The organism is Bordetella genomosp. 9 (assembly GCF_002261425.1).
In the GTDB taxonomy this organism is placed as follows: domain Bacteria; phylum Pseudomonadota; class Gammaproteobacteria; order Burkholderiales; family Burkholderiaceae_B; genus Bordetella_C.
The window spans coordinates 1,004,392-1,030,738 of sequence record NZ_NEVJ01000001.1 but is presented as its reverse complement, the minus strand read 5'-3'; the positions used below and the strand labels follow the sequence as shown (position 1 = coordinate 1,030,738).

Genomic DNA, 26,347 nt, shown 5'->3' with positions numbered 1-26,347 from the left:
GAACGCGTATGGACGCCGCTACGGTTCAACTGAACGACATCGCGCTTTTCGTAGAAGTGGCGCGCCGCAAGAGCTTCAGCCTGGCGGCGCGGGCGCTGAACATTCCGACATCCACGCTTTCGCGCCGCATCAGCGAGCTGGAGCGCGCGGTCGGCATGCGCTTGTTGAACCGCAATACGCGGCGCCTGGATCTGACGGAAGCCGGTTCGCAGTACTTCGATCGCTGCCAGGGCCTGGTGGACGAAGCGCGCTTCGCGCATGAACAGCTGTTTTCGCGCACGTCACGGCCGGAAGGCAAGCTGACGGTCTGCCTGCCCAGCAGCCTGGCGATGCTGTTGATGGCGGAATCGCTGCAGGCCTTCACCGACGAATATCCCGAAATCGAATGCGAGCTGGACCTGAGCCTGCGCTCGGCCGACCCGCATGCGGAGCCCTTCGACGTGATGCTGCGTTTCGGCGAACCGGCCTCGGCCGACGGCATGGAAGTGCGCGAGCTGATGGCGCTGAGGCGCAACCTGTACGCGTCGGAGGATTACGTGGCCCGCCATGGCGAGCCGGAGACGCCGGCCGACCTGACCCGTTTCGAATGCCTGCGCAGCGGCTCGAGCGAGATGAGCTCCACGTGGATATTGACCCGCGATGGCGTCGTCGAGCGCGTGCCCGTCTACGGACGCATCATGGCGAACAATATGGGCCTGTTGAGCGACTTCGCCAGCATGGGCCTGGGCATCGCCCCCCTGCCCGTCTACGCCGCCACGCATGGGCGCATCTCCAGCGAGCACAGGCTGCACCACATCCTGCCGGAATGGTCGGCCGCGCCCCTGCCGGTATATGCGGTATTCCCGTCGCGCATCCTGCCCGCCAAGACGCGGGCCTTCATGGAATTCATGATGCCCAGGCTGGCGCCCGTGAATGGCGACGCCGCCTGAGTCCACGATGCGCCCCTGAGCCGCGACGGAGCTCAAATAAAAAACCGCCGGTGAGGGCGGTTTTTTATTGGGTCTACCATCTGGTACCGGCGCCGTCGGCGCCAGCCGATCCCGTGCCGTTCAGGCGCGCTTGATCTTTTCCAGCATCTTGAACACGCCCTTGGGCGCGTTCACGAACAGGCGCTTGAAGGACTTGCCCAGGCAACGACGTTCCAGGGTATTGCGACGCACACGCTTGCGCTCAGCCATGACGAATCTCCAATCTAGTTCCGGGCCCCGGCCCGGGTTTGGGTATCACGCGCCCAGCGGGGAGTCCGTGGCGCCAAATGAGGTAAACCCGGCATTCTACCCGGTTTTTCGCCCCCCCGCCGCGCGAGGGCCTCAGGCCCGCAGGAAGGCGTCCACCTCTGCCGCCGTGGGCAGCGGCTGGACGGCGCCGAAACCGCGCGTCGACAACGCCGCCGCGGCATTGGCGTAGCGGACCGCGGCGCCCCAATCGTCGCCCTGGGCGCGCCGCGCCAGCAGGCTGCCCGCGAAACAATCGCCGGCCCCCGTGGCGTCGATGGCGTCGACCACCAGCCCCGGCACGATGACCCGCCCATGTCCGTCGTCCAGGACGGCGCCTTCGCGGCCCAGCTTCAGCACGATCACCCCGGGCGCGCCCGCCGCGCGTATCCAGTCCAGTGTCCGCGCGGCGTCGGTATGGCCGGTGAGATGCCGCATATCGTCCATGCTGGGCAGGAAAACGTCGGCCAGCCGCATGGCTTCGCGCAGGATGGCGCGGGCGCGATCGACGGGCCACAGGCGCAGCCGCAGGTTGGAATCCAGGCAGACCTGCGTGCCGGCGCCGCGCGCCCGCTCGATGGCGGCGAACACGGTATCGCAGGCGGTGGCGCTGATCGCCAGGCTGATGCCGGATACGTGCAGGAATGCCGCGCGTTCCACCAGTCCATGCCGCAGGTCTTCCGGGTTCATGCGGCTGGCGGCGGAGCCATGGCGCATATAGCTGAACACATGGCCTTCCGGGCCGTGCTGGACGAAGTACAGCCCGGTGTGCGCATGCGGATCGATCATCGCGCCGCGGGTATCGACGCTCTCGTCGCGCCACAGCTGCATGAGCTGTTCGCCGAACACGTCCGCGCCGATGCGAGTCAGATAGGCGCAGCGCGCCCCCTGGCGCGCCGCGGCGATGATGGCGTTGGACGTATCGCCGCCATAGCCCTGCAGGAACTCCGGATGGCCGGGACGGGTCTGGTTGAACTCGATCAGCGGCTCGCCCAGGCCGACGATGTCGAAATCACGCATGGGCCGCCTCGCGTATGCGCCGGATCTGCGCGACCAGCGCCCCGGAATCGCGCGCGGCGAAGGCCGCCTTGTTGTACAGGTTGCCGCCGATGCCGACCAGCGACGCGCCCGCCTTGAAGTAATCGCCCATGTTCTTTTCCGTCACGCCGCCGGTGGGGCAGAAATCGGTATCGGGGAACACCGACTTAAGCGCGGCCAGATGCCCGGGACCGCCGGTTTCGGCGGGGAATATCTTGACCATATCGGCCCCCGCGCGACGTGCCTGGATGACTTCGGAAGGCGTGAAGGCGCCAGGCAGGCACAGGGCCGACGCCGCATGCGCCAGCTCGACCATCTCCGGAACGAGGCCCGGCGATACGAGGAAATCCACGCCCGCCACCAGCGCGTCGCGCGCCTGGTCTTCCGTCAGCACCGTGCCCAGCCCCAGCAGCAGGCGATCGCCGTGCTTGTCACGCAGCGCCTTGACCAGGTCGATGACGCTGGGGATGGTCCATGTCAGCTCCAGCGTGGTGCAGCCGGCGGTGATGGCGACTTCCGCGGCGTAGGCCGCGGTGGTGGCGTCGCCGTAGCGCAGCACGGGCACCACGCGGGCGGCCATCAGCGCCTGGCGCTTGGCAACACGGGCGTCTGGGGAAGGATGGGTCGCGTTCATGAGTCCTCTCGAAAAAGTGCGCCGCCGGCAACCGCCGGCCAGGCGCTGAATCTGGCTTGCGCCGCATCGCGCAGCCGCATGAGCGGCGCGATGCAGCGGGAAGGCGGCGGCGCTTGCGGGCCCGCCCGGCCCAGCGAAAACTGCAGCGTGCTGACGCTGACGCAGGCCAGCGGCTGGCCGCCCTGGCCAGCCAGGGCGACGCTGTAGCAGACGATGCCGCGTTCGTTTTCCTGGTCGTCGACGGCATAGCCGCGTTCGCGGATGCGCGCCAGTTCCTGGCGCAGCGCTTCCTTGTCCGTGATGGTAGCCGGCATGCGGGCCGGCAGCGCCAGGGTGGCGAGCAGATCGTCGGCGTCCGCCGGCGGCAGCGCCGCCAGGTAGGCCTTGCCGGCGGCCGTGCAATGCAGGGCCAGGCGGCCGCCCACGCGTGACGCCATGCGCACCGGGCCCTGGTTTTCCAGCTTGTCGATGTAGATCAGTTCCCGCCCCGCCGGGATCGCCAGGTGGACGGTTTCGCCGGTTTCGTCGCGCAAGGCCCGCAGGTCTTCCGCCAGCGCGGCGCGCAGGTCCAGCTGCGACCAGGCGCGGCTGGCCAGTTGCAGCAGCCGCGGCCCCAGCGCGTAGCGCACCACCGGGCCGGGACCGCCGGCCGCTTCGGCGATCATGCCCTGCTGCTGCAAGGCGGCGACGATGCGATAGACCGTTCCGCGCGGATAACCGCAGGCGCGCACCAGCTCCGCCATGCCCAGCGGGCTGGCGGCGTCCGCCACCGCCTGCAGGACGGTCATGAACTTGGAAAACGCGGCGGTGCCGGCGACCTGGGGCTCTCTGTCCATCACGGGCTGTCCATAATATGGACAATTGACTCACAATATAGGCGATTATCCCACAGCCTCCTCCCCGGGCGCTATCCCGACTGGGGACCAAGGGCATGGTCCGACCCCTATTGACGCCCAGGCTACGATACGTACATGACATCCGAAATCCGCATTGTTGGCGCTCGCCAGAACAACCTGAAAAACCTGGACGTATCGTTCGCCACCGGCGAATTCGTCGTCGTCACCGGCGTATCCGGCTCGGGCAAGAGCTCCCTGGCCTTCGACACCCTTTATGCCGAGGGGCAACGGCGCTACGTCGAAACGTTCTCCCCGTACGCCCGCCAGTTCCTCGACCGCATGGACAAGCCGCAGGTCGATCGGATCGAAGGCATCCTCCCCGCCATCGCGATCGACCAGACCAATCCCGTGCGCAGCTCGCGCAGCACGGTCGGCACCATGACGGAGCTGAACGATCACCTGAAGCTGTTGTTCGCGCGGGGCGCCCGCCTGTACTGCCGCGGCTGCGGCACCCTGGTGCGCCGCGACACGGCCGATTCCATCTTTCGCTCGGTGCGTGAACGCTGCACCGGCGCGGATGACCGCCGGCTGGTGGTGACCTTCCCCATCAAGGTCCCCGCCAACTTCACCGAAGACGAAGTGCGCGGCTTCCTGGAACAGCAGGGCTACACCCGCGTGCACGCGCAGGAAGGCGAGCCCGCCGCATCCGAAGCCGAAGGCCCGACGGTCGACGCCGCGGCCAGAAAGGGCAAATCCAAAAGCGCCAAGGCCAAGGCGGGCGCCGGCGCGCCTGCCCAGGCGCTGCGCGTGCTGCACGTGGTGCAGGATAGATTCCGCTTCGGCTCGGTGGAACGCGAGCGCGCGATGGAAGCCCTGGACACCGCCCTGCGCATGGGCGCGGGCCACCTGTCGGTGCACGTGCTCGATGACGACGGCAAGGACGCCCAGGTCTGGAAGTACAGCGACCGGTTGCATTGCGCCGACTGCGACATCGAATACACCGACCCGTTGCCCAGCTCTTTTTCGTTCAACTCGCCGCTGGGCGCATGCGAGACCTGCCGCGGCTTCGGCCGCGTCATCGGCATCGACTTCGGCCTGGTGGTGCCCGACGAAAACAAGACCCTGCTGGAAGGCGCCATCAAGCCCTGGCAGACCGCCAGCTACAGCGAATGCCAGGACGACCTGCGCAAGTACGCGCCCAAGGCCGGGGTCCCCTTGTCGGTGCCCTGGAAAAGCCTGACGCCCGAACAGCGCGATTGGATCCTGCATGGCGATCCCGAATTCAAGGGCGGCAGCCAGGCCTGGAAAACGCAGTGGTATGGCGTGCAGCGCTTCTTCGCCTGGCTGGAAACCAAGGCCTACAAGATGCACGTGCGCGTGCTGCTGTCCAAGTACCGCAGCTACACGCCCTGCCCCGTCTGCCACGGTTCGCGGCTGAAGCCGGACGCGCTGCTGTGGCGCGTGGGCAGCAAGGAGGAAGCGGACAACGTGCTGCCGCCGGACGACGGCCGCTACAAGCGCTTCAAGCCGGTGCAGGCCAACTGGTCCGATGAACTGCTACATCTGCTGGACGGCCTGTCCATCCATGACCTGATGCTGCTGCCCATCGAGCGGGTACGCGCTTTCTTCGACACGCTCGGCTTCGTCGGCGTGCTGGACGCCGCCACCGACCTGTTGCTGACGGAAGTGCGCGCGCGCCTGAAATTCCTGTGCGACGTGGGGCTCGGCTATCTGACGCTGGACCGCCAGAGCCGCACCCTGTCGGGCGGCGAAGTACAGCGCATCAACCTGACCACGGCCCTGGGCACCTCGCTGGTGAACACCCTGTTCGTGCTGGACGAGCCCTCCATCGGCCTGCATCCGCGCGATATGCACCGCGTGGTGGAAGTCATGCATCGCCTGCGCGACGCCGGCAATACGCTGGTGGTGGTGGAACACGACCCGCAGGTCATGATCGCGGCCGACCGCGTCATCGATATCGGCCCCGGTCCCGGCGAACGCGGCGGCCACATCGTGTTCGACGGCACGCCCGCGCAACTGCGCAAGGCGCGCACGCTGACCGGCGACTATCTGGGCGGACGCCAGCGCGTGGAAGCGCCGCGCCCCATGCCGGTGGCCGCCAATACGCCGCGCCTGCTGCTGGAAGGCGTCAACGCCCATAACCTGAAGAACGTTTCCGTCGAAATCCCGCTGGGCCGCCTGGTGTGCGTGACCGGCGTGTCCGGCTCGGGCAAGTCCACGCTGGTGCAGGACGTACTGTATCCGGCGCTGCTCAAGCTCAAGGGCAGGCCTTCGGAAGCCCCCGGCGCGCATGCGCGGCTGCTGGGCGCGGAACAGATCACTGATGTCGTCATGGTCGACCAGGCGCCCATCGGCAAGACCGCGCGTTCGAATCCGGCCAGCTATGTCGGCGCCTTCGACGCGATACGCAAGCTGTTCGCGCAGGCGCCGGTATCGAAAGAGCGCAGCTATACCGCCGGCATGTTCAGCTTCAACAGCGGCGAAGGCCGCTGCCCCACCTGCGGCGGCACGGGCTTCGAGCACGTCGAAATGCAGTTCCTGTCCGACGTCTACCTGCGCTGCCCCGATTGCGACGGCAAGCGCTTCCGCCCGGAAGTGCTGCAGGTGCGCGTCGAACACCTGGGCAAGAGCGCGTCGATAGACGAAGTGCTGGACATGACCGTCAGCGAAGCGATCGAGTTCTTCAAGGGCTTGCGCGACGTACAGACCGGACTGGCGCCGCTGGCCGACGTCGGCCTGGAATACGTGCGCCTGGGCCAGCCGGTGCCGACCCTGTCGGGCGGCGAGGCGCAGCGCCTGAAGCTGGCGGGCCACCTGGCGGAAGCCGCGCGCAGCGGAATTTCCGCGGCCAGGGTCGCCAAGAAGGGCAGCCTGTTCCTATTCGACGAACCCACCACCGGCCTGCACTTCGATGACGTCGCGCGGCTGATGCGGGCGTTCCGGCAACTGCTGGCCGCGGGCCATACGCTGCTGATCATCGAGCACAACCTGGATGTGATCCGCGCGGCCGATTGGCTGCTGGACCTGGGTCCGGAAGGCGGCGACGCCGGCGGCCTGCTGGTGGGCGTGGGCACGCCCGCCGACCTGATGAAGAATCCCGCGTCGCACACGGGCGCGGCCTTGCGCGACTACGAGGACGCCATCGTGCCGGCGGCCCGTGACGGCGCGGCGGCCGACACCGTGGCGGAACCGGCGCTGGCCTATGGCAATGGCAATGGGGGCACGCCGCTGCAGACCGCGGTGCGCCGGCGCGCCGCCCAGGCGATCGAAATCCGCAACGCGCGCGAGCACAACCTGAAAAACGTCAACGTGGAAATCCCACGCGACAAGTTCACGGTGATCACCGGCGTATCCGGCTCCGGCAAGTCCACGCTGGCATTCGACATCCTGTTCAATGAGGGGCAGCGGCGCTATCTGGAATCGCTGAACGCCTACGCCCGCGCCATCGTGCAGCCGGCCGGCAAGCCCGACGTCGACGCAATCTTCGGCATTCCGCCCACGGTCGCCATCGCCCAGCGCACCAGCCGCGGCGGGTTGAAGTCCACCGTGGCGACGATGACGGAAATCCATCACTTCCTGCGGCTGCTGTACGTGAAGCTGGGCGTGCAGTATTCGCCGGACTACAACGTGCCGGTGGAACCGCAGACGCCGGACCAGATCGTCGCCCGCATCATGCGCGACCGCGTGGGCCAGCACATCGGCATCCTGGCGCCGCTGGTCATTGCGCGCAAGGGCTACTACACCGACCTGGCGAAATGGGCCGGCGGCAAGGGCCATACGCATCTGCGGGTGGACGGCGTGTTCACGCCCGTCAGCCCCTGGCCGCGCCTGGACCGCTACCGCGAACACACGATCGAACTGCCGGTGGCGGACGTGCAGGTCAATGCCGCCAACGAACCCGCGCTGCGCGAGGCGATCAAGCGCGCGCTGGAATACGGCCAGGGCGCGTTGAGCGTGCTGTGGCCGCTGGACAATCTGCGCGACAACCCCGATACCCCGCTGGAGCAGGCGCACTTTTCCACCAAGCGCACCTGCCCGATCAGCGGCGTCAGCTTCCCCGAGCTGGATCCGCGCATGTTCTCGTACAACTCCAAGCATGGCTGGTGCCCCACGTGCTTCGGCGCGGGCGTCGTCATCCCGGAATTCGACGAGGAACAGAGCGGCGAGGAAAGCGCCTGGATCGACGGCTCGGGCGAAGCCCAGGTCTGCCCGGCCTGCCACGGCCAGCGCCTGAACCGCGTGGCCCTGGCCGTGCGCTGGCGCGACCGCAACATCGCCCAGTTGGCCGGCATGGCGGTCAGCGAAGCCCATACCTTCTTCGAAGGCCTGGTGCTGCGCGGCCGCGAGGCCGAAATCGCGCGCGACATCCTGCAGGAAATCCGCAGCCGCCTGAACTTCATGAAGGAAGTCGGCCTGGATTACCTGGCCCTGGACCGGTCGGCGCCCACGCTGTCGGGCGGCGAAGCGCAGCGCATCCGCCTGGCCGCGCAGCTGGGATCCAACATGCAGGGCGTGTGCTACGTCCTGGACGAGCCCACCATCGGCCTGCATCCGCGCGACAACCGCATCCTGCTGGACGCCTTGAGCAAACTGGAAGGCAACGGCAACACGCTGGTGGTGGTCGAGCACGATGACGACACCATCCGGCGCGCCGCGCACATCATCGACATCGGCCCCGGCGCCGGCGTGCGCGGCGGCCGCGTGGTGGCCCAGGGCACGGCGCAGGACGTCATCGATGCGCCGGACTCGATCACCGGGCGCTACCTGGCGCAGCCGCTGCGGCATCCGCTGCAGGGCCGCCGGGCGGTCGACAAGGACACCGCCTTCATCGAAGTGCGCAATGCGCATCTGCACAACCTGCGCAACGTCACGGCCAGGCTGCCGATCGGCCGGCTCAGCGTGGTGACCGGCGTGTCGGGTTCCGGCAAGTCCACCCTGGCCCGCGAGGTCCTGCTGGACAACCTGCTGCAGGCCGTCTCGCAAGGCCAGGCGCCCGCCTGGAAGGGCTGCACCGCCATCAACGGCTGGGAAGTGCTGGACCGCGTGCTCGAAGTGGACCAGACCCCCATCGGCAAGACACCGCGCTCCTGCCCCAGCACCTATATCGGGTTCTGGGACGAGGTGCGCAAGCAGTTCGCCGACACGCGCGAAGCCCGCATGCGCGGCTGGACGCCGGCGCGCTTTTCGTTCAACACCGGCGACGGCCGCTGCCCGATCTGCGAAGGCCAGGGCATGCGGACGATAGAAATGAACTTCCTGCCGGACGTGAAGGTGCCCTGCGACGCCTGCAACGGCGCGCGCTTCAACGCCGACACGCTATCCGTGCAATTGCGCGGCAAGCATGCCGGCGAAGTGCTCGCCATGGAAGTCGACGACGCACTGGCCTATTTCGAGGCCCATCCCAAGGTGCGCCGGCCGCTGCAGCTGATGCAGGACGTCGGCCTCGGCTACCTGACGCTGGGGCAGCCTTCGCCCACGCTGTCGGGGGGCGAGGCGCAGCGCATCAAGCTGGTGACGGAACTGTCCAAGGCGCGCCTGACGGAAGGCGTCATCACGACGGGACGCGCGTCGCGCGCGCCGCATACGCTATACGTGCTGGACGAACCCACGGTCGGCCTGTCGATGGCGGACGTGGAAAAGCTTATCCACGTCCTGCATCGTCTGGTGGAAGCCGGCAATACGGTGGTGGTCATCGAGCACAACCTCGACGTCATCGCGGAAGCCGACTGGCTGCTGGACCTGGGCCCCGAAGGCGGCACCGGCGGCGGCCAGTTGGTCGCCCAGGGATCGCCGGAGGACGTCATGGCGCTGCGCGACCGCTCGCATACCGGCCGGGTCCTGGCCGAGTTCCTGGAGCGGCAGTAGAGGTTCCGATGTTCTGCCGTTTCGAAGACCGCCTGGCCGGGCGGGCCTTGCAGCTGGAAGGCCCGCGCGACCGCATCGAGGCCTGCGCGCCGGATCAGGTGCAGGCTGCCCTGGACGCCATGGAGGCCGCCCGTGCCGCCGGCCGCTGGGTCGCGCTGCTGCTGGATTTCGAACTGGGCGAATGGCTGCTGCCCCCGCCGGCCGGCACGGCGAGCGGCATCACCGGCCGGCCGCGCCTGCGGGCCCTGGTATTCGACCAGGCCCGGCAGGAAACGCCCTGGGCGGCCGCCGCGCCGCCGGCCGGAAGCGCGGGCGCCATCGCCGCCATCGCCGCGCGGCAGGATCGCGCCAGCTACCTGGACCGGATAGCGGCCATACGCGACGGCATCGGCCGGGGCGACTATTACCAGGTCAACTACACCATGCCGCTGGACGTGCGCGTGCGGGGTGACCGGCGCGCGCTCTATCGCCGCATCGCCGCCCGCAATCCGGTCGCGCACGCCGCCTTCATCGAGGATGGCGGGCAGTCGGTGCTGTCCTTCTCGCCCGAACTGTTCGTGCAGCGGCGCGGCGACCTGCTGACCACCCGGCCCATGAAAGGCACCGCGCCACGCGATGCCGATCCCGCACGCGACCATGCGCTGGGCCAGGCGCTGCTGGCCAGCGACAAGAACCGCGCCGAAAACCTGATGATCGTCGACCTGCTGCGCAACGACCTGGGCCGCATCGCCGAAACCGGCAGCGTGCGCGCCGACCCCTTGTTCACGCTGGAACGCTATCCCACCGTGTGGACCATGACGTCGACCGTCACGGCGCGCGCGCCGCGAGCCGGCCTGGGCGACGTGCTGCGCGCGCTGTTTCCCTGCGGTTCGGTGACGGGCGCGCCCAAGGTCGCCGCGCTGGCCCACATCCGCCAGGCCGAGATCGCGCCGCGCGGCCTGTATTGCGGCAGCCTAGGCTGGCTGGCGCCGGACGGCGATTTTTCGCTGAACGTGGCGATCCGCACCCTGGTGGTGGACGCCGACGGCCGCGGCGTCTATGGTGTGGGCGGCGGCATCGTCCACGACTCCGAGCCAGATTCCGAATGGCAGGAATGCCTGTGGAAGGCCCGCATCCTCGACCAGGAACTCGACCCCGCATGAGCGCCACCTCCAGCCCACGCGCACCGGCCGTCCTGCCGGACCTCATCGAAACCCTCCGCGTCGATGCCGACGGACGCATGCCGCTGCTGGATCGCCACATGGCGCGCCTGCAGGCTTCGTGCGCCGCGCTCGGCCACCGCTCGGATGCCGCCAGGGTGCGCGCGGAAGTGCTCACGGCCGCCGGCACGGCGCAAGGCCCCGGACCGCACCGCCTGCGCCTGCTGCACCATCCGGATGGCACGCTGACGCTGCGCACCGCGCCGCTGCCGCCGCTGCCCACGCCCCAAGGCGTCTGCCTGTGGACCAGCCGGCTGTCGTCCGGCGAATCGATGCTGCGCCACAAGACCACGCACCGGCCCTGGTATGACGACATCACCGAATGGCTGGCGCGGCATCCGGACCTGTTCGACGCGGTGCTGTGCAACGAGCGGGGCGAGTTGTGCGAAGGCAGCCGCACCAACGTCTATCTGCAGATGGGCGGCACATGGTTCACGCCGCCCGTGGACTGCGGCTGCCTGCCCGGGGTGCAGCGCGCCGCGCTGCTGGACGCCGGCCTGGTCCAGGAGCGCATCCTGTACGAGGACGATATGCGGCGCGCCAGCCGCATCCGTTTATCCAACGCGCTGCGCGGGTGGATGGACGTGGAATTCCGCCTGGGCGCGAAAGCGGCGCCGGCGCGCTAGCCGGCTAGGTGCGCGCCAATACCAGCCGCAGGGCCTGATCGGCCGCCGCCATGCCCATGGTCGCGGTGATGGTGATGGACGAGCCGTACCCGGCGCAGGACAAGCCTTGCGGCGCGAGCGGCGCCACCATGGCGCCAACGTCGTCTTCCGCCTCCGCCCCGGCGGTCCAGGCGGCCGGCAGGATCGCCGGCTGGTCGAACCACAAGGCCCGCACGTGCATCTTCGGCGTCCGTGACGGCGCCTTGCCGGCCTTGGCGGCGGCCTTGGGATAACCGTGTTCGCGGCGCAGCTTGTTGCGCAGCTTCGCCAGCAAGGCGTCATTGCAGGCCTGCGACAGATCGCCCACGCGCAAGGCCAGCGGGTCGGTCTTGCCGCCCGCGCCGCCGCATACCAGCAGGCCCAGGCCACGCCGGCGGGCATGCAGGATCATGGCGATCTTCGCCGCCGCCTGGTCCGTGCAGTCGATCACGGCGTCAAAGTCCGAGGCCAGCACGTCGGCGACGTTATCGGGCGTGACGAAGTCGTCGACCTGCGTGACGGCGCACGCCGGATTGATGCCGCCCACCCTGGCCGCCATCGCCGCGACCTTGGCCTGGCCCAGCGTTTCCGACAAGGCATGGATCTGCCGGTTCACATTGGATTCGGCGATGTGGTCGAGGTCGATCAACGTCAGGGCGCCCACGCCGCTGCGCGCCAGCGCTTCCGCCGTCCAGGAACCGACGCCCCCCAGGCCCACCACCGCGATGCGCGCGGCGCGCAGGCGGTCCGGCGCGCCGGGGCCGTACAGGCGCGCCAGGCCGCCGAAGCGGCGCTCCGCGTCGATGTCGCAGGTCGGGGGATCGATGGCAATGCTCATGATGGGTGGCATTTTCGCATGCGCCCGCGCCGCGGCCCGGTCAGGCCGGCCTCAATGCATTTCCAGCTTGTAGCCCACGCCGTAGATCGACCGGATCAGGTCGTGGCCGGGCAGCACGGCTTCGAACTTGCGCCGCAGGTTCTTGATATGGCTGTCGACCGTGCGGTCGGTGACGACGCGATGATCCGCGTACAGGTGGTTCAGCAGCGCGTCGCGCGACAGGATCTTGCCTTCCGCCGCCGACAGCGCCTGCAGCAGGCGGAACTCGACGGGGGTCAGCGACAGCGCCTTGCCGTCCAGCGTGGCCATATGATGCTCCGGACGGATCTCCAGCAGGGACTGGTGGTGCCCGCCGTTGTTGGGACCGCGCGCGCGCCGCAGGATGGCCTTCACGCGCGCCACGACTTCGCGCGGGCTGAAGGGCTTGCAGATGTAGTCGTCGGCGCCCATCTCCAGGCCGATGAGCCGGTCGATTTCCTCCACCCGCGCCGTGACCATGATCACCGGCACGTCGCTGAACGTGCGCAATTCGCGGCACACTTCCAGGCCGTCGCGGCCGGGCAGCATCAGGTCCAGCAGCACCAGGTCGGGTTTCATGCGGCGTATCGCCGCCAGCGCCTCGGCGCCGTCGGCCAGCGATTCGGTTTCGTACCGCGCGGCGCGCAGGTAGTCGGTCAGCAGGGCCGCCAGCTTGGGTTCGTCTTCTACGATCAGAATCATGATGTGTCTCAGGACGTGGCCGCCTGGGCCAGGGGAAAAACGATGCGCACGCACAGCCCGCCCAGGTCGGACGGCATGGCCTGGATGGTGCCGCGGTGCGATTCGACGATGCGCTGGCAGATGGCCAGCCCCAGGCCGGCCCCCCCGCTTTCGCGGGATCGCGACGGATCCACGCGAAACAGCCGGTCGAACAGCCGGGGCAGGAACTGCGCGGGAACGCCCGGCGCGGAGTCCTGGCATTCCACCACCACGGTCTCGCCTTCGGTGCGCGCGACGACCCGCACCACGCCGCCCGGATCGGTATAGCGCGAGGTGTTCTCGAGCAGGTTGTTCATCAGTTGCGTCAGGCGCTGGGCGTCGCCTTCGACGATGCAGGGATCGCCGCTGAAAGAAGTTTCCACGCGCAGGCCGCGCGCGGCCAGGCGCTCGCGGTACGCGTCGATCGATTGCTCGACGATATCCGCCATGCTGACCGGCGCCAGGCGGTACGACAGTGCGCCCACATCGGCCAGCGCCAGTTCGTAGAGATCGTCGATCAGCTTGCTGAGCATCGACACTTCGGCCTGCAGCGACGCCAGGGCCTCGGGCGAGAACGGCCGCACGCCATCCTGCAGTGCTTCCATCTCGCCACGCAGTATCGCCAGCGGCGTGCGCAATTCATGCGAGATGTCGGCCACCATTTCGCGCCGCAGGGACTCGTTGCGTTCCAGGGTATGGGCCAGGCGGTTGAAATCCTGGCCCAGCCGCCCCAGTTCGTCCGCCGAGGTAACGTTCACCCGGGTGGCATAGTCGCCGGCCGACAGCCGATGGGTGGCGCTGGCCAGCCGCCTGACGGGCGCCAGGAAAATCCGCGCCAGTAAGATGCTGACCGCCGCCGCCAGCAAGGCGGCCAGGGCCCCGATCACCCAGGTCGCTTCGGATTGCTCGCGCTGGAACCGCTGGTCGGCCTCGCTGGGCAGGCGGTTGGGGAATGGGGTGACCAGCCATCCCACGGTCATGCCATCCACATCGACGGCGCGGCGGGGCGCGCCAGGGGTGGGCGCGGAATAGCCCGCCACCACGCGCATCTGGTTGTCCAGCAGGGTGAAGGGCAAGGCCAGGAAGTCGCGCCCCGGGGCCCAATCCGGATCGGGCGGCTCCATCAGCGGCCCCGGCGGCGGCAGGTTGGGATCCAGGTCCGACAACCATTCCAGCACGCCATGGGGCGGCGGATGGCGGCGCAGGGCGGGATCGCCGGGCGGCACCGTCAGGATATGGTTCCAGAGCGACGGATTGCCGCGCAGCGCTTCCCAGCTGCCGCGCTCGCGATACAAGTCCGCCAAAGTTTGCCGCATCCGATCGACTCGTCGTAGTTCCCTTTCCTTGACGTACGAAAGGAAATGACGCTCGAAGTTCCACCGCACGGCGGATCCCATGGCCAGGGTCACCGCCAGGCTGGTGGCGAGGATGGCCAGGAACAATTTGAAGGTAATGCCTAATCTCATGGCTGGATGCGGACGATGCGCGGCACGAACGACGCCCGCGCGGGCCGCGGCGAATCGGTCAAATGTTAACCACCCCGGCGCGCCCTCGGGGTTGCCTGCGCCACTGTTCCACAATCTTTACGCCTTGCCACAGGCCACGAAGGACGAATCCTGCATACTGTTGCGTAAATGTTACTGACCCTCCTCACCTAGCAAGCTGACTCGACATAGGGGGAAGTTAGGCACAGAATAAGACAAAATTACCGTGCCACAGTCCGATTCTTCCCCCTCGATCGCGCCGATTGCCGCCTCCGCCTCAGGAGCCGTGTCGCTGTGCCTGATCAATATGATGAACCACGTGGCGTTGACAGGCGGTCGTGTAACCGTTTCTCTCAGCGCCCTGCACATCGGGCTCTCCACATTCACGGTCGGCGTACTTATCGCCGTTTTCGCCATACTTCCCATGGTTTTCTCGGTAAAAGCGGGAAGATGGGTGGATAAGGTCGGCACGCGGCGGCCCATGGTCATCGGTACGGCGATATTGGCGGTCGGCACGCTCGTGCCGGCACTGGTGTCGACCCGCATGTCGCTGCTGTTCGCCTCGTGCTGCCTGGGCGTGGGCTTCATGCTGCATCAGGTGGCGACCCAGAACGTCCTGGGGCAAGTGCGCACGGAAGAGCGGCTGCGCAACTTTTCCTGGATGTCGATCGCGCTGGCCGCATCCGGCTTCTGCGGACCGCTGGTGGGTGGTTTCGCCATCGACCACATGGGCGGCGGCGCGGCCTTCGCCCTGCTGGCCGCGGGCCCGCTCGGGGCGGCGACCGGCCTGTACCGGCTGCGGCGCCATCTGCCGCGCAAGCGGCAGCGGCGAGGTGAGCCGCCGCAGCTGGAACAGCGGCGCGTGACCGAATTGTTGGCTTCGCCGCCGTTAAGGCGCATCCTCCTGGTCAACACCATCCTGTCGGGCGCCTGGGACAGCCATCTGTTCATCGTGCCCCTGTTCGGCGTCGCGATCGGCCTGTCCGCCACCACGATAGGCATCGTTCTCGCCGCTTTTTCGGCGGCAACTTTCATCATCCGCCTGGCTTTGCCGCTCATCCAGCGGCGAGTGCGGTCCTGGACCCTGATCCGCGTTGCCATGGGCACGGCGGCGGCGGACTTCATGATTTACCCGTTTTTCACCGACGTTGCCATCCTGATCGGACTGTCGTTCGCCCTGGGCCTGGCGCTCGGGTCCAGCCAACCCAGCATCCTGGCCTTGTTGCACCAGCATTCCCCGCCAGGCCGCGCGGCCGAGTCGGTCGGTCTGCGCATGGCGATGATCAACGGCTCCCAGGTGTCGCTGCCCCTGACCTTCGGCGCCCTGGGCGCCGTCGTCGGCATCGCCCCGCTGTTCTGGGCCTACGCCCTGGCCCTGGCCGCGGCAGGATGGTTGAACCGTATGCCGCCAGCCGGGTCCGATGGGAATGCCTGAGCCTAAAACGCCCGCCCAGATACCGTTCCGCCTGTGGACGCCGGAAGAGCGCCAGGCGTCGATGGAAGACGCGCTGCGGCACCGACGGCCGGACGAGGACGTCTGGATCTTCGGCTACGGCTCCCTGATCTGGCGGCCCGAATTCGAGTATGTGGAAAGGCGGCTGGCCACCCTGCGCGGTTACCACCGCGCCCTGTGCCTGTGGTCGCGCATCAACCGCGGCACGCCGGAATCGCCGGGGCTGGTGTTCGGCCTGGACCGTGGCGGTTCATGCCGCGGCGTGGTGTACCGGATGGACAGCGCCCAGGTGCCGGCCTTCTTTCCGCAGCTCTGGAGGCGGGAAATGTCCACCGGCGCCTATCTGCCGCGCTGGCTGTCCTGCGCCACGGACGACGGCCCGGTCAAAGGACTGGTGTTCGTGATGAACCGCAGCGGACCGGCCTATATCCCCGCCTTGCCCGAGGACGAAATCCTGGCCATCGTGCGGCGCGCCAGCGGCCAGTATGGCCCATGCATGGATTACGTCCTGCAGACCGCGGAAGCGCTGCGCCAGTCCGGTATCCATGACCGCCGCCTGATGCGCGTGGCGCGCCTGCTGGCGGCGGAGCGCCACACCTTGCCGGATAGCTGAAACGGCCGCTTCATGACCGGTGGTCCGAGGCCGCATATCCGCAAGAGCGGTAAACTGGCGCTTTAGCCCCAGGCCAGGCCGCACCGCCCTCTTGTCCATGCAAGCGCGCGCAGCGCGGCCGCCTCCGTGAGCCCGCCATGTCCCTTGCAGATCTGCGCCAAAGCTACGAAAAGAAAGTCCTGCTCGAAAACGACGCCGCCGCTTCGCCTTTCGACCAATTCTCCACCTGGTTCGACGAGGCGCTCGCCGCCCAGGTGCCCGAACCCAACGCCATGACGCTGGCCACCGTCGACGAACGCGGCCATCCGTCGGCGCGCATCGTGTTGATCAAGGGCGCGGATCCACGCGGATTCGTCTTCTACACCAATTACGAATCGCGCAAGGGCCAGGAACTGGCGACCAATCCGCGCGCCAGCCTGCTCTTCTTCTGGCAGGCGCTGGAACGGCAGGTCCGCATCGAAGGCTCGATCGAAAAAACGTCGGCCGAAGAATCCGACACCTACTTCCACAGCCGCCCCCTGGGGTCGCGGCTGGGCGCCTGCGCCTCGCACCAGAGCCAGCCGGCCACCCGGGAAAACCTGGAAGCCGCCTTGCGCGACTGCGAACAGCGCTTCGGCGATGCGCCGCCGCGCCCGGACTACTGGGGCGGCTACCGCCTGGTGCCGGATCGCTTCGAATTCTGGCAAGGCCGCCCGTCGCGCCTGCACGACCGGCTGGTCTACGAGCCGGACGACAGCGGCGACGGCAGGGCCTGGCGCATCGTCAGGTTGTCGCCCTGAAGCACATGTCCGCATCCGCTCCCGATTTCGACGCCGGCTATTTCCGCACCGCGCTGGGCCGCTTCGCGACCGGCGTGACCGTGGTCACGGCCAACGGGCCGGACGGCAAGCCGCTGGGCTTGACCGTCAGCTCCTTCAATTCCGTGTCGCTGGAACCGCCGCTGGTGCTGTGGAGCCTGTCGGCGTCCTCCGGCTCGCGCGACGCCTTCATGCGCTGCGAGCGCTATGTGGTCAACGTGCTGAGCGCCGACCAGCTGCACCTGGCCCAGCGCTTCGCGCGCGGGAGCGTGCTGGAGCGCTATGCGGGCATGCGCGACGTCTACGCGCCGGGCGGCACGCGCATGCTGGACGAACACTGCGCGGCCTGGTTCGAATGCTACAACCGCAGCCGCTATGAAGAAGGCGATCACATCATCATGGTGGGACAAGTGGAGCATTGCGGCCATAGCGGCGCCCTGCCCCTGGTCTATCACGCCGGCGGCTTCGACCTGACGCCGGACCGCGCCACGACGGAAAGAGGATAGGCGGGCGGCAATGGGTACCGATATCGATTGCGTCGTGATCGGCGCGGGCGTCGTCGGCCTGGCCATCGCCCGCGCGCTCGCGATGGCGGGCCGGGAAGTCCTGGTGGCCGACGCCGCCGAAGCCATAGGCACGGGCACCAGCTCGCGCAATTCGGAAGTCATCCACGCGGGCATCTACTATCCGGCCGGCAGCCTGAAGGCCGAGCTTTGCGTGCGCGGCAAGCAGCTGTTGTACGCCTACTGCGCCGGACGGGGCATTCCGCACCGGCGGCTGGGCAAGCTGATCGTCGCCACGGACGAGGCGCAGGCCGCCATGCTGGACGACATCGCGCGACGCGCGGCGGCCAACGGCGTCGACGACCTGCAACGCCTGGCCGGCGACCAGGCGATGCGGATGGAGCCCGCGCTGCGGTGCACGGCGGCGCTGCTGTCGCCGTCGACCGGCATCGTCGACAGCCATGCCTTGATGCTGGCCTACCAGGGCGATGCGGAAAACGCCGGCGCCCAATGCGTATTCCATACGCCCCTGCTGTCCGGCGGCGTGCGGGCGCAAGGCGGCTTCGACCTGCGCTTCGGCGGCGACGACGGCATGGCGCTGTCCTGCTCGACGCTGATCAACGCGGCGGGCCTGCAAGCGCCCGCGCTGGCGCGCGCGATCGCCGGTGTCCCCGCCGATACGGTCCCGACCGCCTACCTGTGCAAGGGCAGCTATTTCACCCTGGCGGGACGCGCGCCCTTTTCACGGTTGATCTATCCGGTGCCGCAACATGCCGGCCTGGGCGTGCACCTGACGCTGGACATGGGTGGCCAGGCCAAGTTCGGACCCGATACCGAGTGGATCGCGCGGGAAGACTACACGCTGGACCCGCGCCGCGCGGATGTGTTCTACGATGCGGTGCGCAGCTACTGGCCCGGGTTGCCGGATGGCGCGCTGGCGCCGGGCTATACCGGTATCCGTCCCAAGATCTCCGGGCCCCACGAACCCGCGGCGGACTTTGCCATCGTGGGACCGGCGCGACACGGCGTTCCTGGCCTGGTGAACCTGTTCGGCATCGAATCGCCCGGATTGACCGCCAGCCTGGCGATCGCCGAACGCACGCTGGCCGCGTTGCAAGAACGGAGCTGAACGCCTGGACGCCATGACCTGCCCGGAAACGCCGCCCCACTCCCGATGACCGCCCGCCTGGGCCAGAACGATATCCAAAGCCGGACGCCACGTACCCATCATGCAGCACAACGACTACATCCTGACGCTATCCTGCCCCGACCGTACCGGCATCGTGTACCGCGTCAGCGGCCTGCTGTTCGAACTGGGCTGCAACATCCTGGATTCGCAGCAGTTCGGCGATGACGAAACCGGGCGCTTCTTCCTGCGCGTGCACTTCGACCTGCCGGCCTCGACCGCGCCGGACGCACTGCGGGAACGCTTCGGTCCGCTGGCGCGCGAACACGCGATGGACTGGCAGATCCACGATGCGCGCCGCAAGGCCCGCCTGCTGATCATGGTCAGCAAGCAGGGGCATTGCCTGAACGACCTGCTGTTCCGGGTCCGCAGCGGCCACCTGCACGCCGAGGTCGCGGCCATCGTGTCCAATCATCCCGACTACGCGGGCCTGGCGGCGTCCTACGACATCCCCTTCCATCATCTGCCGCTCACGGCGGACAGCAAGGCCGAACAGGAAGCGCGGATCCTGGAACTGGTCGATACGCTGCGGATAGACCTGGTGGTGCTGGCGCGCTACATGCAGATCCTGTCGGCGGACCTGTGCCGGGCGCTGGCGGGCCGGGCCATCAACATCCATCACAGTTTCCTGCCCAGCTTCAAGGGCGCGCGGCCCTATCACCAGGCGCACCAGCGCGGCGTGAAGATCATCGGCGCGACCGCGCACTACGTCACGCCGGACCTGGATGAAGGCCCCATCATCGAGCAGGACATCGAGCGCGTCGACCACACCATGTCGGCGCAGGACCTGACCCAGGTGGGCAGCGACGTCGAATCCCTGGTGCTGGCGCGCGCGGTGCGCAGCCATGTCGAGCACCGCATCCTGCTGAACGGCAACCGCACGGTGGTCTTCCGCTAGCTTGCGGAGGCGGCCGTCGGGGCGACGGCCGCGTGCCTGTCAGTGCGACACTTTCAGTGCGACACTTTCAGTGCGACAGGATCTTCGACAGGAACTGCTGGGCGCGCGGGGAGCGCGCTTCCAGGTGGCCGAAGAATTCTTCCTTGCCGCAGTCCTCGACGATCAGGCCGCCGACGTCCATGAACACGACGCGGTTGGCGACCTTGCGGGCGAAACCCATTTCGTGGGTCACCACCATCATGGTCATGCCTTCGCGCGCCAGGTCCACCATGACGTCCAGCACTTCGTTGACCATCTCCGGATCCAGCGCCGACGTCGGTTCGTCGAACAGCATGGCGATGGGATCCATGGACAGCGCGCGCGCGATGGCCACGCGTTGCTGCTGGCCGCCGGACAGCTGGCCGGGGAACTTGTCCTTGTGCGCGCTCAGGCCCACGCGCTCCAGCAGCTTCAGGCCGCGGGCGATGGCCTCGTCCTTGCCGCGGCCGAGCACCTTGACCTGCGCCAGCGCCAGGTTCTGCGTCACCGACAGATGCGGGAACAGTTCGAAGTGCTGGAACACCATGCCGACGCGCGAACGCAGCTTGGGCAGGTCGGTCTTGGGCGAACCCACCGACGTGCCGTCCACCGTGATCTCGCCCTTCTGGAAAGGCTCCAGGCCGTTGACGGTCTTGATCAGCGTGGACTTGCCGGAACCGGAAGGTCCGCACACCACCACGACTTCGCCCTTTTCGACCGACGTCGTGCAATCCGTCAGCACCTGGAAGTCGCCGTACCACTTGCTGACGTTCTTGATTTCTATCATTGCCATTCAATAAACCCCTAAGTGGCGGCGCGCGTCAGCGCACGATTGCCATGCGAGTCTGCATCCGCTTGACCAGCCGCGAGAGCGTGAAGCAGATGATGAAATACACGACCGCCGCGAACAAATACATTTCCACCAGGCGGCCGTCGCGCTGCGCGATCTTGGCCGCGGCCCCCATGAAGTCCGTCAGGGACAGCACGTAGACCAGGGACGTATCCTGGAACAGCACGATGGTCTGCGTCAGCAGCACCGGCATCATGTTGCGGAAGGCCTGCGGCAGGATCACGTGGCCCATGATCTGGAAGTAGCGCAGCCCCAGCGCCTGTCCCGCCGCGATCTGGCCGCGCGGAATGGACTGGATGCCCGCCCGCATGATCTCGCAGTAGTAGGCCGCCTCGAACAGCGTGAAGGTGACCAGCGCGGAGGTGAAACCGCCCACGGCCAGCGGCCGGTCCGATCCCGTCAGCCAGGCGCCGATATAAGGCACCAGGAAATAGAACCAGAAGATCACCAGCAGCAGCGGCAAGGCACGCAGGCCGTTCACGTAGACCGTGCCTATCCAGTTGAAGGCGCGGTTGCTGGACAAGCGCATCATCGCCAGCAGCGTGCCCAGGACCAGGCCGCCGACCGCCGACAGTATCGTCAGCTTCAGCGTGAACACCATGCCGTCGCGGAACAGGTAAGGCAGCGAACGTATGATGACGTCGAAATCGAATCCGTTGTTCATGGCCTTCCCCTCAATGTCCGCCGGTGCCGCTGGACTTCGAGCCGACGAAGCCCGGCACGGAGACGCGGCGTTCCAGCACGCGGGCGCCGAGCTGCACGACGATGTTCAGCGCGAAATACAGCAGCGTCGCGCCGGCGAAGGCCTCGAACACCTGGAAGCTGAATTCCTGCATCGAGCGGGCCGCGCCCGTCAGCTCCAGCAGCCCGATGGTGAAGGCGATGGAGGTGTTCTTGATCAGGTTCAGGAACTCGGACGTCATCGGCGGCAGGATGATGCGGTAGGCCATGGGCAACAGCACGTAGCGATAGACCTGCGCCGGCCGCAGGCCCATGGCGGTGCCCGCCATGCGCTGGCCGCGCGGCAGCGAACCGATGCCGGAACGCACCTGCTCGGCGACGCGCGACGACGTGAAGAAACCCAGGCACAGCACGGCGGGCCAGAACATGCCCCACGGCGGCGGCATCTGCTTGATGGCGTCGCCCAGGGATGCCGGCACCAGCTCCGGCACCACGAAATACCATATGAACATCTGCACCAGCAGGGGCACGTTGCGGAAGATTTCCACATAGCAGGTGCCGATGCGTTGGGCGAGCTTGCTGTCGGTGGTGCGCATCACCCCGATCACGGAACCCAGGAAAAAAGCCATGATCCAGGCCAGCAGCGCGGTCGAGACCGTCCACCCCAGCCCGCGCAGCAGCGCATCCAGATAGGTACCGGACCCATCGGGCGCCATCTGGAAAAAGATGGACCAGTTCCAGTTGTAATGCATGTGAGATCCTGCGGAAAAACCGCGCCGGCGATCATGCGCCGGCGCAGGGAATCGGCGTAGCCGCGCCGCGCTGGGCGCGGGACGGGCCTGGCCCGTCCACGCCGTTCATCGAGACTGGACGTCGATTACTGCTTGTAGACCGACGGATCGCCCGAGTCCGTGGGATTGGCCAGGACCTTCTTCAGCGCCGGGCTCATCGGCAGGTTCAGGTTGACGTTCTTCGGCGGGATGGGCGACTCGAACCACTTCTTGTACAGCTTTTCGACGGTGCCGTCCTTGATCATGGCGACGACGGCTTCGTCCACCACTTTCTTGAAGGCCGGATCGTCCTTGGGTTCGATCATGGCGTACGGTTCGACCGAGTAAGCCTGCTCGCTGATCATCCATTCCTTGGGATTGCGCGAGGTGGCCACCAGGCCGGCCAGCAGCACGTCATCCATGAAGAAGGCGGCGGCACGGCCGCTTTCGACGGTCAGGAAGGCTTCGGCGTGATCCTTGGCGGGAATGATGTTCATGCCCAGCGCCGGGACCTTCTTGCCGTCCAGGTAGGTGGCCTGGCCGCCGTTGGCTTCCGTCACCCACTTGATGTTGCTGGTGCCGGCGGTGGAGATCACGGTCTTGCCCTTCAGGTCTTCCAGCGTCTTGTAGCCGGCCGACTTCTTGGCGACGAAACGGTTGGCCGTCACGAAGGTCGTGGGCGCGAAGCTGACCTGCTTCTGGCGCTCCAGGTTGTTCGTGGTCGAGCCGCATTCGAGGTCGACGGTGCCGTTGGACACCAGCGGGATACGGGTGGACGAGGTCACGGCGACCAGGTTCACCTTCAGCGGCTTGCCGACACTTTTTTCCACGGCCTTGACGATGCCGTAGCAGATATCCATGGAATAGCCGATGGGCTTCTGGTTATCGTCCAGATAGGAAAACGGCAGCGAAGCGTCGCGATAGCCCAGCTTGATGGTGCCCGACGACTTGATGTCGTCCATCCGCCCGGCGTGGGCGGACAGGGACGTCAGCGTGGTGGCGGCAGCGAGAGCAGCGATGAGCAGCGTTTTGTTCATGAAGAAATTCCCATGGTCAGGAGAAACACTCGAACCGCACCGGTAATGAGGTCCGAGACTAGCCGGGTATTGTTTCAGAAAACGTCCCGGAAACAATCGGTATTACCCCTTTGATAAAAGGCAAAACCCTGGCGTGATCGTTGATTCAACGGCGGGTAAATATAGACAAAACCGCGCCGCCGCGCTTGGAAGCAAGCTTCGTGCTGACGTATGCCCTGTTGGCGTACCCGACAACGGGGCGGGTCATGCGCCGACCATCGCCTGCAGCCAGCCCTGGAATATACGCGGCGCGTCGGCACGATGCCCGCGGTCGGGGTAGCTGAAATAATAGCCGTGCGGCACCGGCAGCACGCCGGTCGTCGGCAGGACGACCTGCCCCGCGTCCAGCGATTCCTGGGCCAGGAAGCGCGGCACCAGGCCCACGCCCAGCCCGGCCTCGGCTGCCGCGAGTACCATGGAAAACAGTTCATAGCGCGGGCCGCCGGCCGCCTGCGGGCCGAACAGGACGTTGTTTTCCGCGTACCACAGCCGCCAGGCATCCGGGCGGGAATACAGGTGCAGATGCGGCATGCCCCCCAGCGGCCCGCCGCCCTGTTCGCGGCTGGCCTGCGCCAGGGCCGGCGCGCAGACCGGCACCAGCTCGCGTTCCCGGAACAGCAGCACCCCGCGCGTGCCGGGCCAGACGTGGTCGCCGTGGTACAGCGCGCCGTCGAAAGGCTGGTCCTTGAAGTGGAAAGGCATGGTGCGCACCGACAGGCTGACCGTGATGTCCGGATGCAGCCGGTTGAAGTCGGCCAGGCGCGGAATCAGCCAGGTGGTCGCCAGGGTGGGCACGACGGCGATGTGCAGGCTGCGGCCCATGCCGGTACGGCTGACCAGGCCGAAGGTGTCCTTTTCGATCTGGTCCAGGTGATGGCGGATGCGGCCCGCGTACTCCGCCCCATGGTCGGTCAATGCGATACGCCGCCGCACACGGGTGAACAGTTGCACGCCCAGGCGCGCTTCCAGGCTGGCCACCTGGCGGTAGACCGCGCTGTGCGTCAACGAAAGTTCTTCGGCCGCCCGGGAAAACGTGCCCAGCCGTGCGGTGGCTTCGAATGCCTGGAGGGCGCTCAGGTTGGGGATGCCTTTCCTCATGGTTGTGCGATTTTATCAATCGCTTCGTGCGCGGGACTCACAAGCTTGGGGAAGCCGGGGTGTCCTGGCATCGGGCGGGCGATGGCCGAGGGCGCAGCAGGCGGAACGGGAACGTGCAAATCGCCACATACTGTTTTATACTGAAATATATCCTTACTTTACTCCCACAAAGCGCTCGCAATTCGCGCACGCGCCCGGTCTCATGAATCTCCTGTCACGTATCTCCCGCCGTCTCTCTTTCCGCCTGGCCACCTTTGCCGCCCTGCTCCTCCTCGCGGGCTGCGCCTCCCACAAGTACGCCGATATCGCCAACGCCATGGCCCCCATGGCCTCCGGCGAAGGCCGCATCGTGCTGTATACGCCCGCCACCAGCGTCAGCCTGGGCGCGAACGCGCAGCCCCGTGTGCGCCTCAACAACCGCCTGGTCGGCTGCGCCAAGCCGGGCGGTTTCTTCTACGTGAACCGGCCCGCCGGCAGCTACACCGTCTCGTCCCAGCGCGGCAAATCGCTGACCTTCGCTCTGGCCGCCGGCCAGACCCAATACGTCCGCTTCGTACCGGATGGCCTGTTCTCCTCGAACGCCGGCGACGCCGGCGCCCGATCCCTGCGCCCCGAACTGGCCGCCTCGCCCGCCGACGCGCAGGCCGAGCTGCAACCCATGCAGTTCTGGGGCGCCTCCTCGCGCACCCGCAACGAAGAAGGCATCGCCCGCGACGGCGGCAGCGCGAGCTGATTCCACTCCCTGGCAGGGCGGCGCGGCGCGCCGGGATGCAGAGTTGTAGTCAGTAGAAATATTTTGGAACACTGCCTATACTCCGCGCTTTGCGCCGAGAGTCCGCATGAACCTTCGTCTTGCTCACGGAAAACCCGGGTCGCCGCTACGCTTCATTGCGGCGTGCGTCCTCATATCGACCTTGGCGGCCTGCATGTCGATCGCCATCCGGCCGACCACCTACTCCCCCGCCAGCGCCACGGGCGCCGCGCCGGTTCAGCTTGCCAGATCCGTGTCCGCGCCCCTTACCAACGACGCCACGGTCACGCTCGCGGGCGGGTCCCAATGGATACTGTCGGGTTCCATTCCCGAGGGCCAGGTTTACCGCAAGGCCGGTGGCACGCTGATGATCGATGCGAAGCGGCTGCGCGAAGCGTATCTGGTCGTCGCCAACGGCAAACTGGTCGGATTCTTCTTTCCTGGCGAATCGGCATTCACGCCCGTCGCCTACGCACCCAACCTGAGCCTGGAGTAATTGCATGACGCCCACCCGTCTGGCGGCCTGGATTGCCGGTATTGCCGCGGCCATATTGCTCGCCGGATGCGCCGGCCCTCGCTACGCCAGCATGGCGTCTTCGCTGCCGGCGCTGAAGCCGGGTGACGGACGGATCGTCTTTTACAACCCCATGCAGGATGCGGGCGCGGGGCCTTCCGGCCAGCCGAAGATCCGGGTGAACAAGCAGGTGGTCGGGCGCTCCAAGCCGGGCAGCTTCTTCTATGTCGATCGCCCCGCCGGCAGTTATATCGTGACCGACAAGCTCTGGACGGACGACGGCCTGAGCTTCATGCTCAACCCGGGTGAAACGCGTTATGTGCGTTTCGTGGCGCCCAGCCTGGGTAGCACCGGCATCGGCAACCTCCATATCGAGCTGGTCGACTCCCAGAGCGAGGCGCAACGCGAACTGCTTCCGCTGCGCTATTTCGGCGCGTCGCCCAGCGTGCAGGCACAGGCGCAGTTGGCGGAGTAGCTCCCCACGGCGAACGCGCCAGCGGCGGCCGCCCATCCGCCCGGCCGGGGACCTGTGTCCGCCACGCACTTGATTGTGCGTTTTTATCAATTGCGTTGTGCGCGTTTGGAACATTATTCTCACGGGTACCCTAGCCTGTACTCCGTGAAATAA

General features: G+C 67.3%; 25 protein-coding genes. 13 read left to right on the top strand and 12 right to left on the bottom strand.

What is annotated here, in order from left to right:
- Positions 1-8 precede the first annotated feature (8 nt).
- Positions 9-929 (top strand): LysR family transcriptional regulator, encoded by a 921-nt coding sequence (locus tag CAL26_RS04615; protein ID WP_094845704.1) that lies wholly within the window; start codon positions 9-11, stop codon positions 927-929.
- 120 nt (positions 930-1,049) lie between these two features.
- Here CAL26_RS04615 and CAL26_RS28540 read toward each other — a convergent pair whose 3' ends face one another.
- The 4 genes from CAL26_RS28540 to CAL26_RS04600 form a co-directional block, all read right to left on the bottom strand.
- The gene (locus CAL26_RS28540; RefSeq protein ID WP_256987965.1) at positions 1,050-1,178 is read right to left on the bottom strand and encodes a hypothetical protein; all 129 of its coding nucleotides are present in this window, start codon (positions 1,176-1,178) and stop codon (positions 1,050-1,052) included.
- A 132-nt stretch (positions 1,179-1,310) separates the two neighbouring features.
- Positions 1,311-2,234 (bottom strand): sugar kinase, encoded by a 924-nt coding sequence (locus CAL26_RS04610; RefSeq protein WP_094845703.1) that lies wholly within the window; start codon positions 2,232-2,234, stop codon positions 1,311-1,313.
- Entirely contained in the window at positions 2,227-2,886 is a 660-nt protein-coding gene (locus CAL26_RS04605) for a bifunctional 4-hydroxy-2-oxoglutarate aldolase/2-dehydro-3-deoxy-phosphogluconate aldolase (protein ID WP_094845702.1), read from the bottom strand. Before CAL26_RS04605 ends, CAL26_RS04610 begins: the two co-directional genes overlap by 8 nt.
- Complete coding sequence (locus tag CAL26_RS04600; RefSeq protein ID WP_094845701.1) at positions 2,883-3,722, bottom strand: IclR family transcriptional regulator; 840 nt, start codon at positions 3,720-3,722, stop codon at positions 2,883-2,885. The genes CAL26_RS04605 and CAL26_RS04600 overlap by 4 nt, the downstream gene beginning before the upstream one ends.
- A 135-nt stretch (positions 3,723-3,857) precedes the next feature.
- On the opposite strand from CAL26_RS04600, the gene uvrA reads away from it, so the two are divergent.
- Genes uvrA through CAL26_RS04585 form a run of 3 tightly spaced genes read left to right on the top strand, consistent with a single transcriptional unit; the run spans position 3,858 to position 11,433 of the window.
- Positions 3,858-9,608 (top strand): excinuclease ABC subunit UvrA, encoded by a 5,751-nt coding sequence (uvrA, locus tag CAL26_RS04595; RefSeq protein WP_094845700.1) that lies wholly within the window; start codon positions 3,858-3,860, stop codon positions 9,606-9,608.
- Positions 9,609-9,616: 8 nt separating this feature from the next.
- On the top strand, positions 9,617-10,750 hold the full coding sequence (locus CAL26_RS04590) for an aminodeoxychorismate synthase component I (RefSeq protein ID WP_094845699.1): 1,134 nt from the start codon (positions 9,617-9,619) through the stop codon (positions 10,748-10,750).
- The gene (locus CAL26_RS04585) at positions 10,747-11,433 is read left to right on the top strand and encodes an aminotransferase class IV (RefSeq protein ID WP_094845698.1); all 687 of its coding nucleotides are present in this window, start codon (positions 10,747-10,749) and stop codon (positions 11,431-11,433) included. Before CAL26_RS04590 ends, CAL26_RS04585 begins: the two co-directional genes overlap by 4 nt.
- 4 nt (positions 11,434-11,437) lie before the next feature.
- Here CAL26_RS04585 and CAL26_RS04580 read toward each other — a convergent pair whose 3' ends face one another.
- Genes CAL26_RS04580 through CAL26_RS04570 form a run of 3 tightly spaced genes read right to left on the bottom strand, consistent with a single transcriptional unit; the run spans position 11,438 to position 14,493 of the window.
- Positions 11,438-12,289, bottom strand: coding sequence for a tRNA threonylcarbamoyladenosine dehydratase (locus CAL26_RS04580; RefSeq protein WP_373454439.1), 852 nt, complete (start codon positions 12,287-12,289; stop codon positions 11,438-11,440).
- 51 nt (positions 12,290-12,340) lie between these two features.
- Complete coding sequence (locus CAL26_RS04575) at positions 12,341-13,009, bottom strand: response regulator (protein ID WP_094845696.1); 669 nt, start codon at positions 13,007-13,009, stop codon at positions 12,341-12,343.
- Positions 13,010-13,017: 8 nt separating this feature from the next.
- Complete coding sequence (locus CAL26_RS04570; protein ID WP_094845695.1) at positions 13,018-14,493, bottom strand: ATP-binding protein; 1,476 nt, start codon at positions 14,491-14,493, stop codon at positions 13,018-13,020.
- Positions 14,494-14,737: 244 nt separating this feature from the next.
- Between CAL26_RS04570 and CAL26_RS04565 the strand changes: the two genes are divergently transcribed.
- The 6 genes from CAL26_RS04565 to purU all read left to right on the top strand — a co-directional run bounded on the left by CAL26_RS04565 (position 14,738) and on the right by purU (position 19,961).
- The gene (locus CAL26_RS04565; protein ID WP_373454438.1) at positions 14,738-15,946 is read left to right on the top strand and encodes an MFS transporter; all 1,209 of its coding nucleotides are present in this window, start codon (positions 14,738-14,740) and stop codon (positions 15,944-15,946) included.
- Positions 15,939-16,577 carry a gamma-glutamylcyclotransferase gene (locus CAL26_RS04560; protein ID WP_256987963.1) on the top strand — a complete coding sequence of 213 codons (639 nt, stop codon included), beginning with the start codon at positions 15,939-15,941 and terminating at the stop codon, positions 16,575-16,577. The genes CAL26_RS04565 and CAL26_RS04560 overlap by 8 nt, the downstream gene beginning before the upstream one ends.
- A gap of 137 nt (positions 16,578-16,714) precedes the next feature.
- Complete coding sequence (gene pdxH / locus CAL26_RS04555; protein WP_094845693.1) at positions 16,715-17,356, top strand: pyridoxamine 5'-phosphate oxidase; 642 nt, start codon at positions 16,715-16,717, stop codon at positions 17,354-17,356.
- Between the two features lie 5 nt (positions 17,357-17,361).
- Positions 17,362-17,880, top strand: coding sequence for a flavin reductase family protein (locus tag CAL26_RS04550; protein ID WP_094845692.1), 519 nt, complete (start codon positions 17,362-17,364; stop codon positions 17,878-17,880).
- 10 nt (positions 17,881-17,890) lie between these two features.
- On the top strand, positions 17,891-19,006 hold the full coding sequence (locus CAL26_RS04545; protein ID WP_094845691.1) for an NAD(P)/FAD-dependent oxidoreductase: 1,116 nt from the start codon (positions 17,891-17,893) through the stop codon (positions 19,004-19,006).
- Between the two features lie 97 nt (positions 19,007-19,103).
- Entirely contained in the window at positions 19,104-19,961 is an 858-nt protein-coding gene (gene purU, locus CAL26_RS04540; protein WP_373454449.1) for a formyltetrahydrofolate deformylase, read from the top strand.
- Positions 19,962-20,028: 67 nt separating this feature from the next.
- Here purU and CAL26_RS04535 read toward each other — a convergent pair whose 3' ends face one another.
- The 5 genes from CAL26_RS04535 to CAL26_RS04515 form a co-directional block, all read right to left on the bottom strand.
- Positions 20,029-20,766 carry an amino acid ABC transporter ATP-binding protein gene (locus tag CAL26_RS04535; protein WP_094845689.1) on the bottom strand — a complete coding sequence of 246 codons (738 nt, stop codon included), beginning with the start codon at positions 20,764-20,766 and terminating at the stop codon, positions 20,029-20,031.
- Positions 20,767-20,800: 34 nt separating this feature from the next.
- Positions 20,801-21,493, bottom strand: a complete 693-nt coding sequence (locus tag CAL26_RS04530) for an amino acid ABC transporter permease (protein WP_094845688.1) — start codon at positions 21,491-21,493, stop codon at positions 20,801-20,803.
- 10 nt (positions 21,494-21,503) lie between these two features.
- Positions 21,504-22,262 (bottom strand): amino acid ABC transporter permease, encoded by a 759-nt coding sequence (locus tag CAL26_RS04525; RefSeq protein WP_086063545.1) that lies wholly within the window; start codon positions 22,260-22,262, stop codon positions 21,504-21,506.
- A gap of 125 nt (positions 22,263-22,387) precedes the next feature.
- Positions 22,388-23,317: an amino acid ABC transporter substrate-binding protein gene (locus CAL26_RS04520; RefSeq protein WP_094845687.1), complete on the bottom strand. Its 930-nt coding sequence runs from the start codon at positions 23,315-23,317 to the stop codon at positions 22,388-22,390.
- A gap of 243 nt (positions 23,318-23,560) precedes the next feature.
- Complete coding sequence (locus CAL26_RS04515) at positions 23,561-24,454, bottom strand: LysR substrate-binding domain-containing protein (RefSeq protein ID WP_094845686.1); 894 nt, start codon at positions 24,452-24,454, stop codon at positions 23,561-23,563.
- 202 nt (positions 24,455-24,656) lie between these two features.
- On the opposite strand from CAL26_RS04515, the gene CAL26_RS04510 reads away from it, so the two are divergent.
- From CAL26_RS04510 to CAL26_RS04500, 3 genes are all read left to right on the top strand, one after another.
- The gene (locus tag CAL26_RS04510; protein WP_179283247.1) at positions 24,657-25,187 is read left to right on the top strand and encodes a DUF2846 domain-containing protein; all 531 of its coding nucleotides are present in this window, start codon (positions 24,657-24,659) and stop codon (positions 25,185-25,187) included.
- 193 nt (positions 25,188-25,380) lie between these two features.
- Positions 25,381-25,701, top strand: a complete 321-nt coding sequence (locus tag CAL26_RS04505; RefSeq protein ID WP_094845685.1) for a hypothetical protein — start codon at positions 25,381-25,383, stop codon at positions 25,699-25,701.
- 4 nt (positions 25,702-25,705) lie between these two features.
- Positions 25,706-26,194, top strand: coding sequence for a hypothetical protein (locus tag CAL26_RS04500; protein ID WP_179283246.1), 489 nt, complete (start codon positions 25,706-25,708; stop codon positions 26,192-26,194).
- The last annotated feature ends 153 nt before the right edge of the window (positions 26,195-26,347 follow it).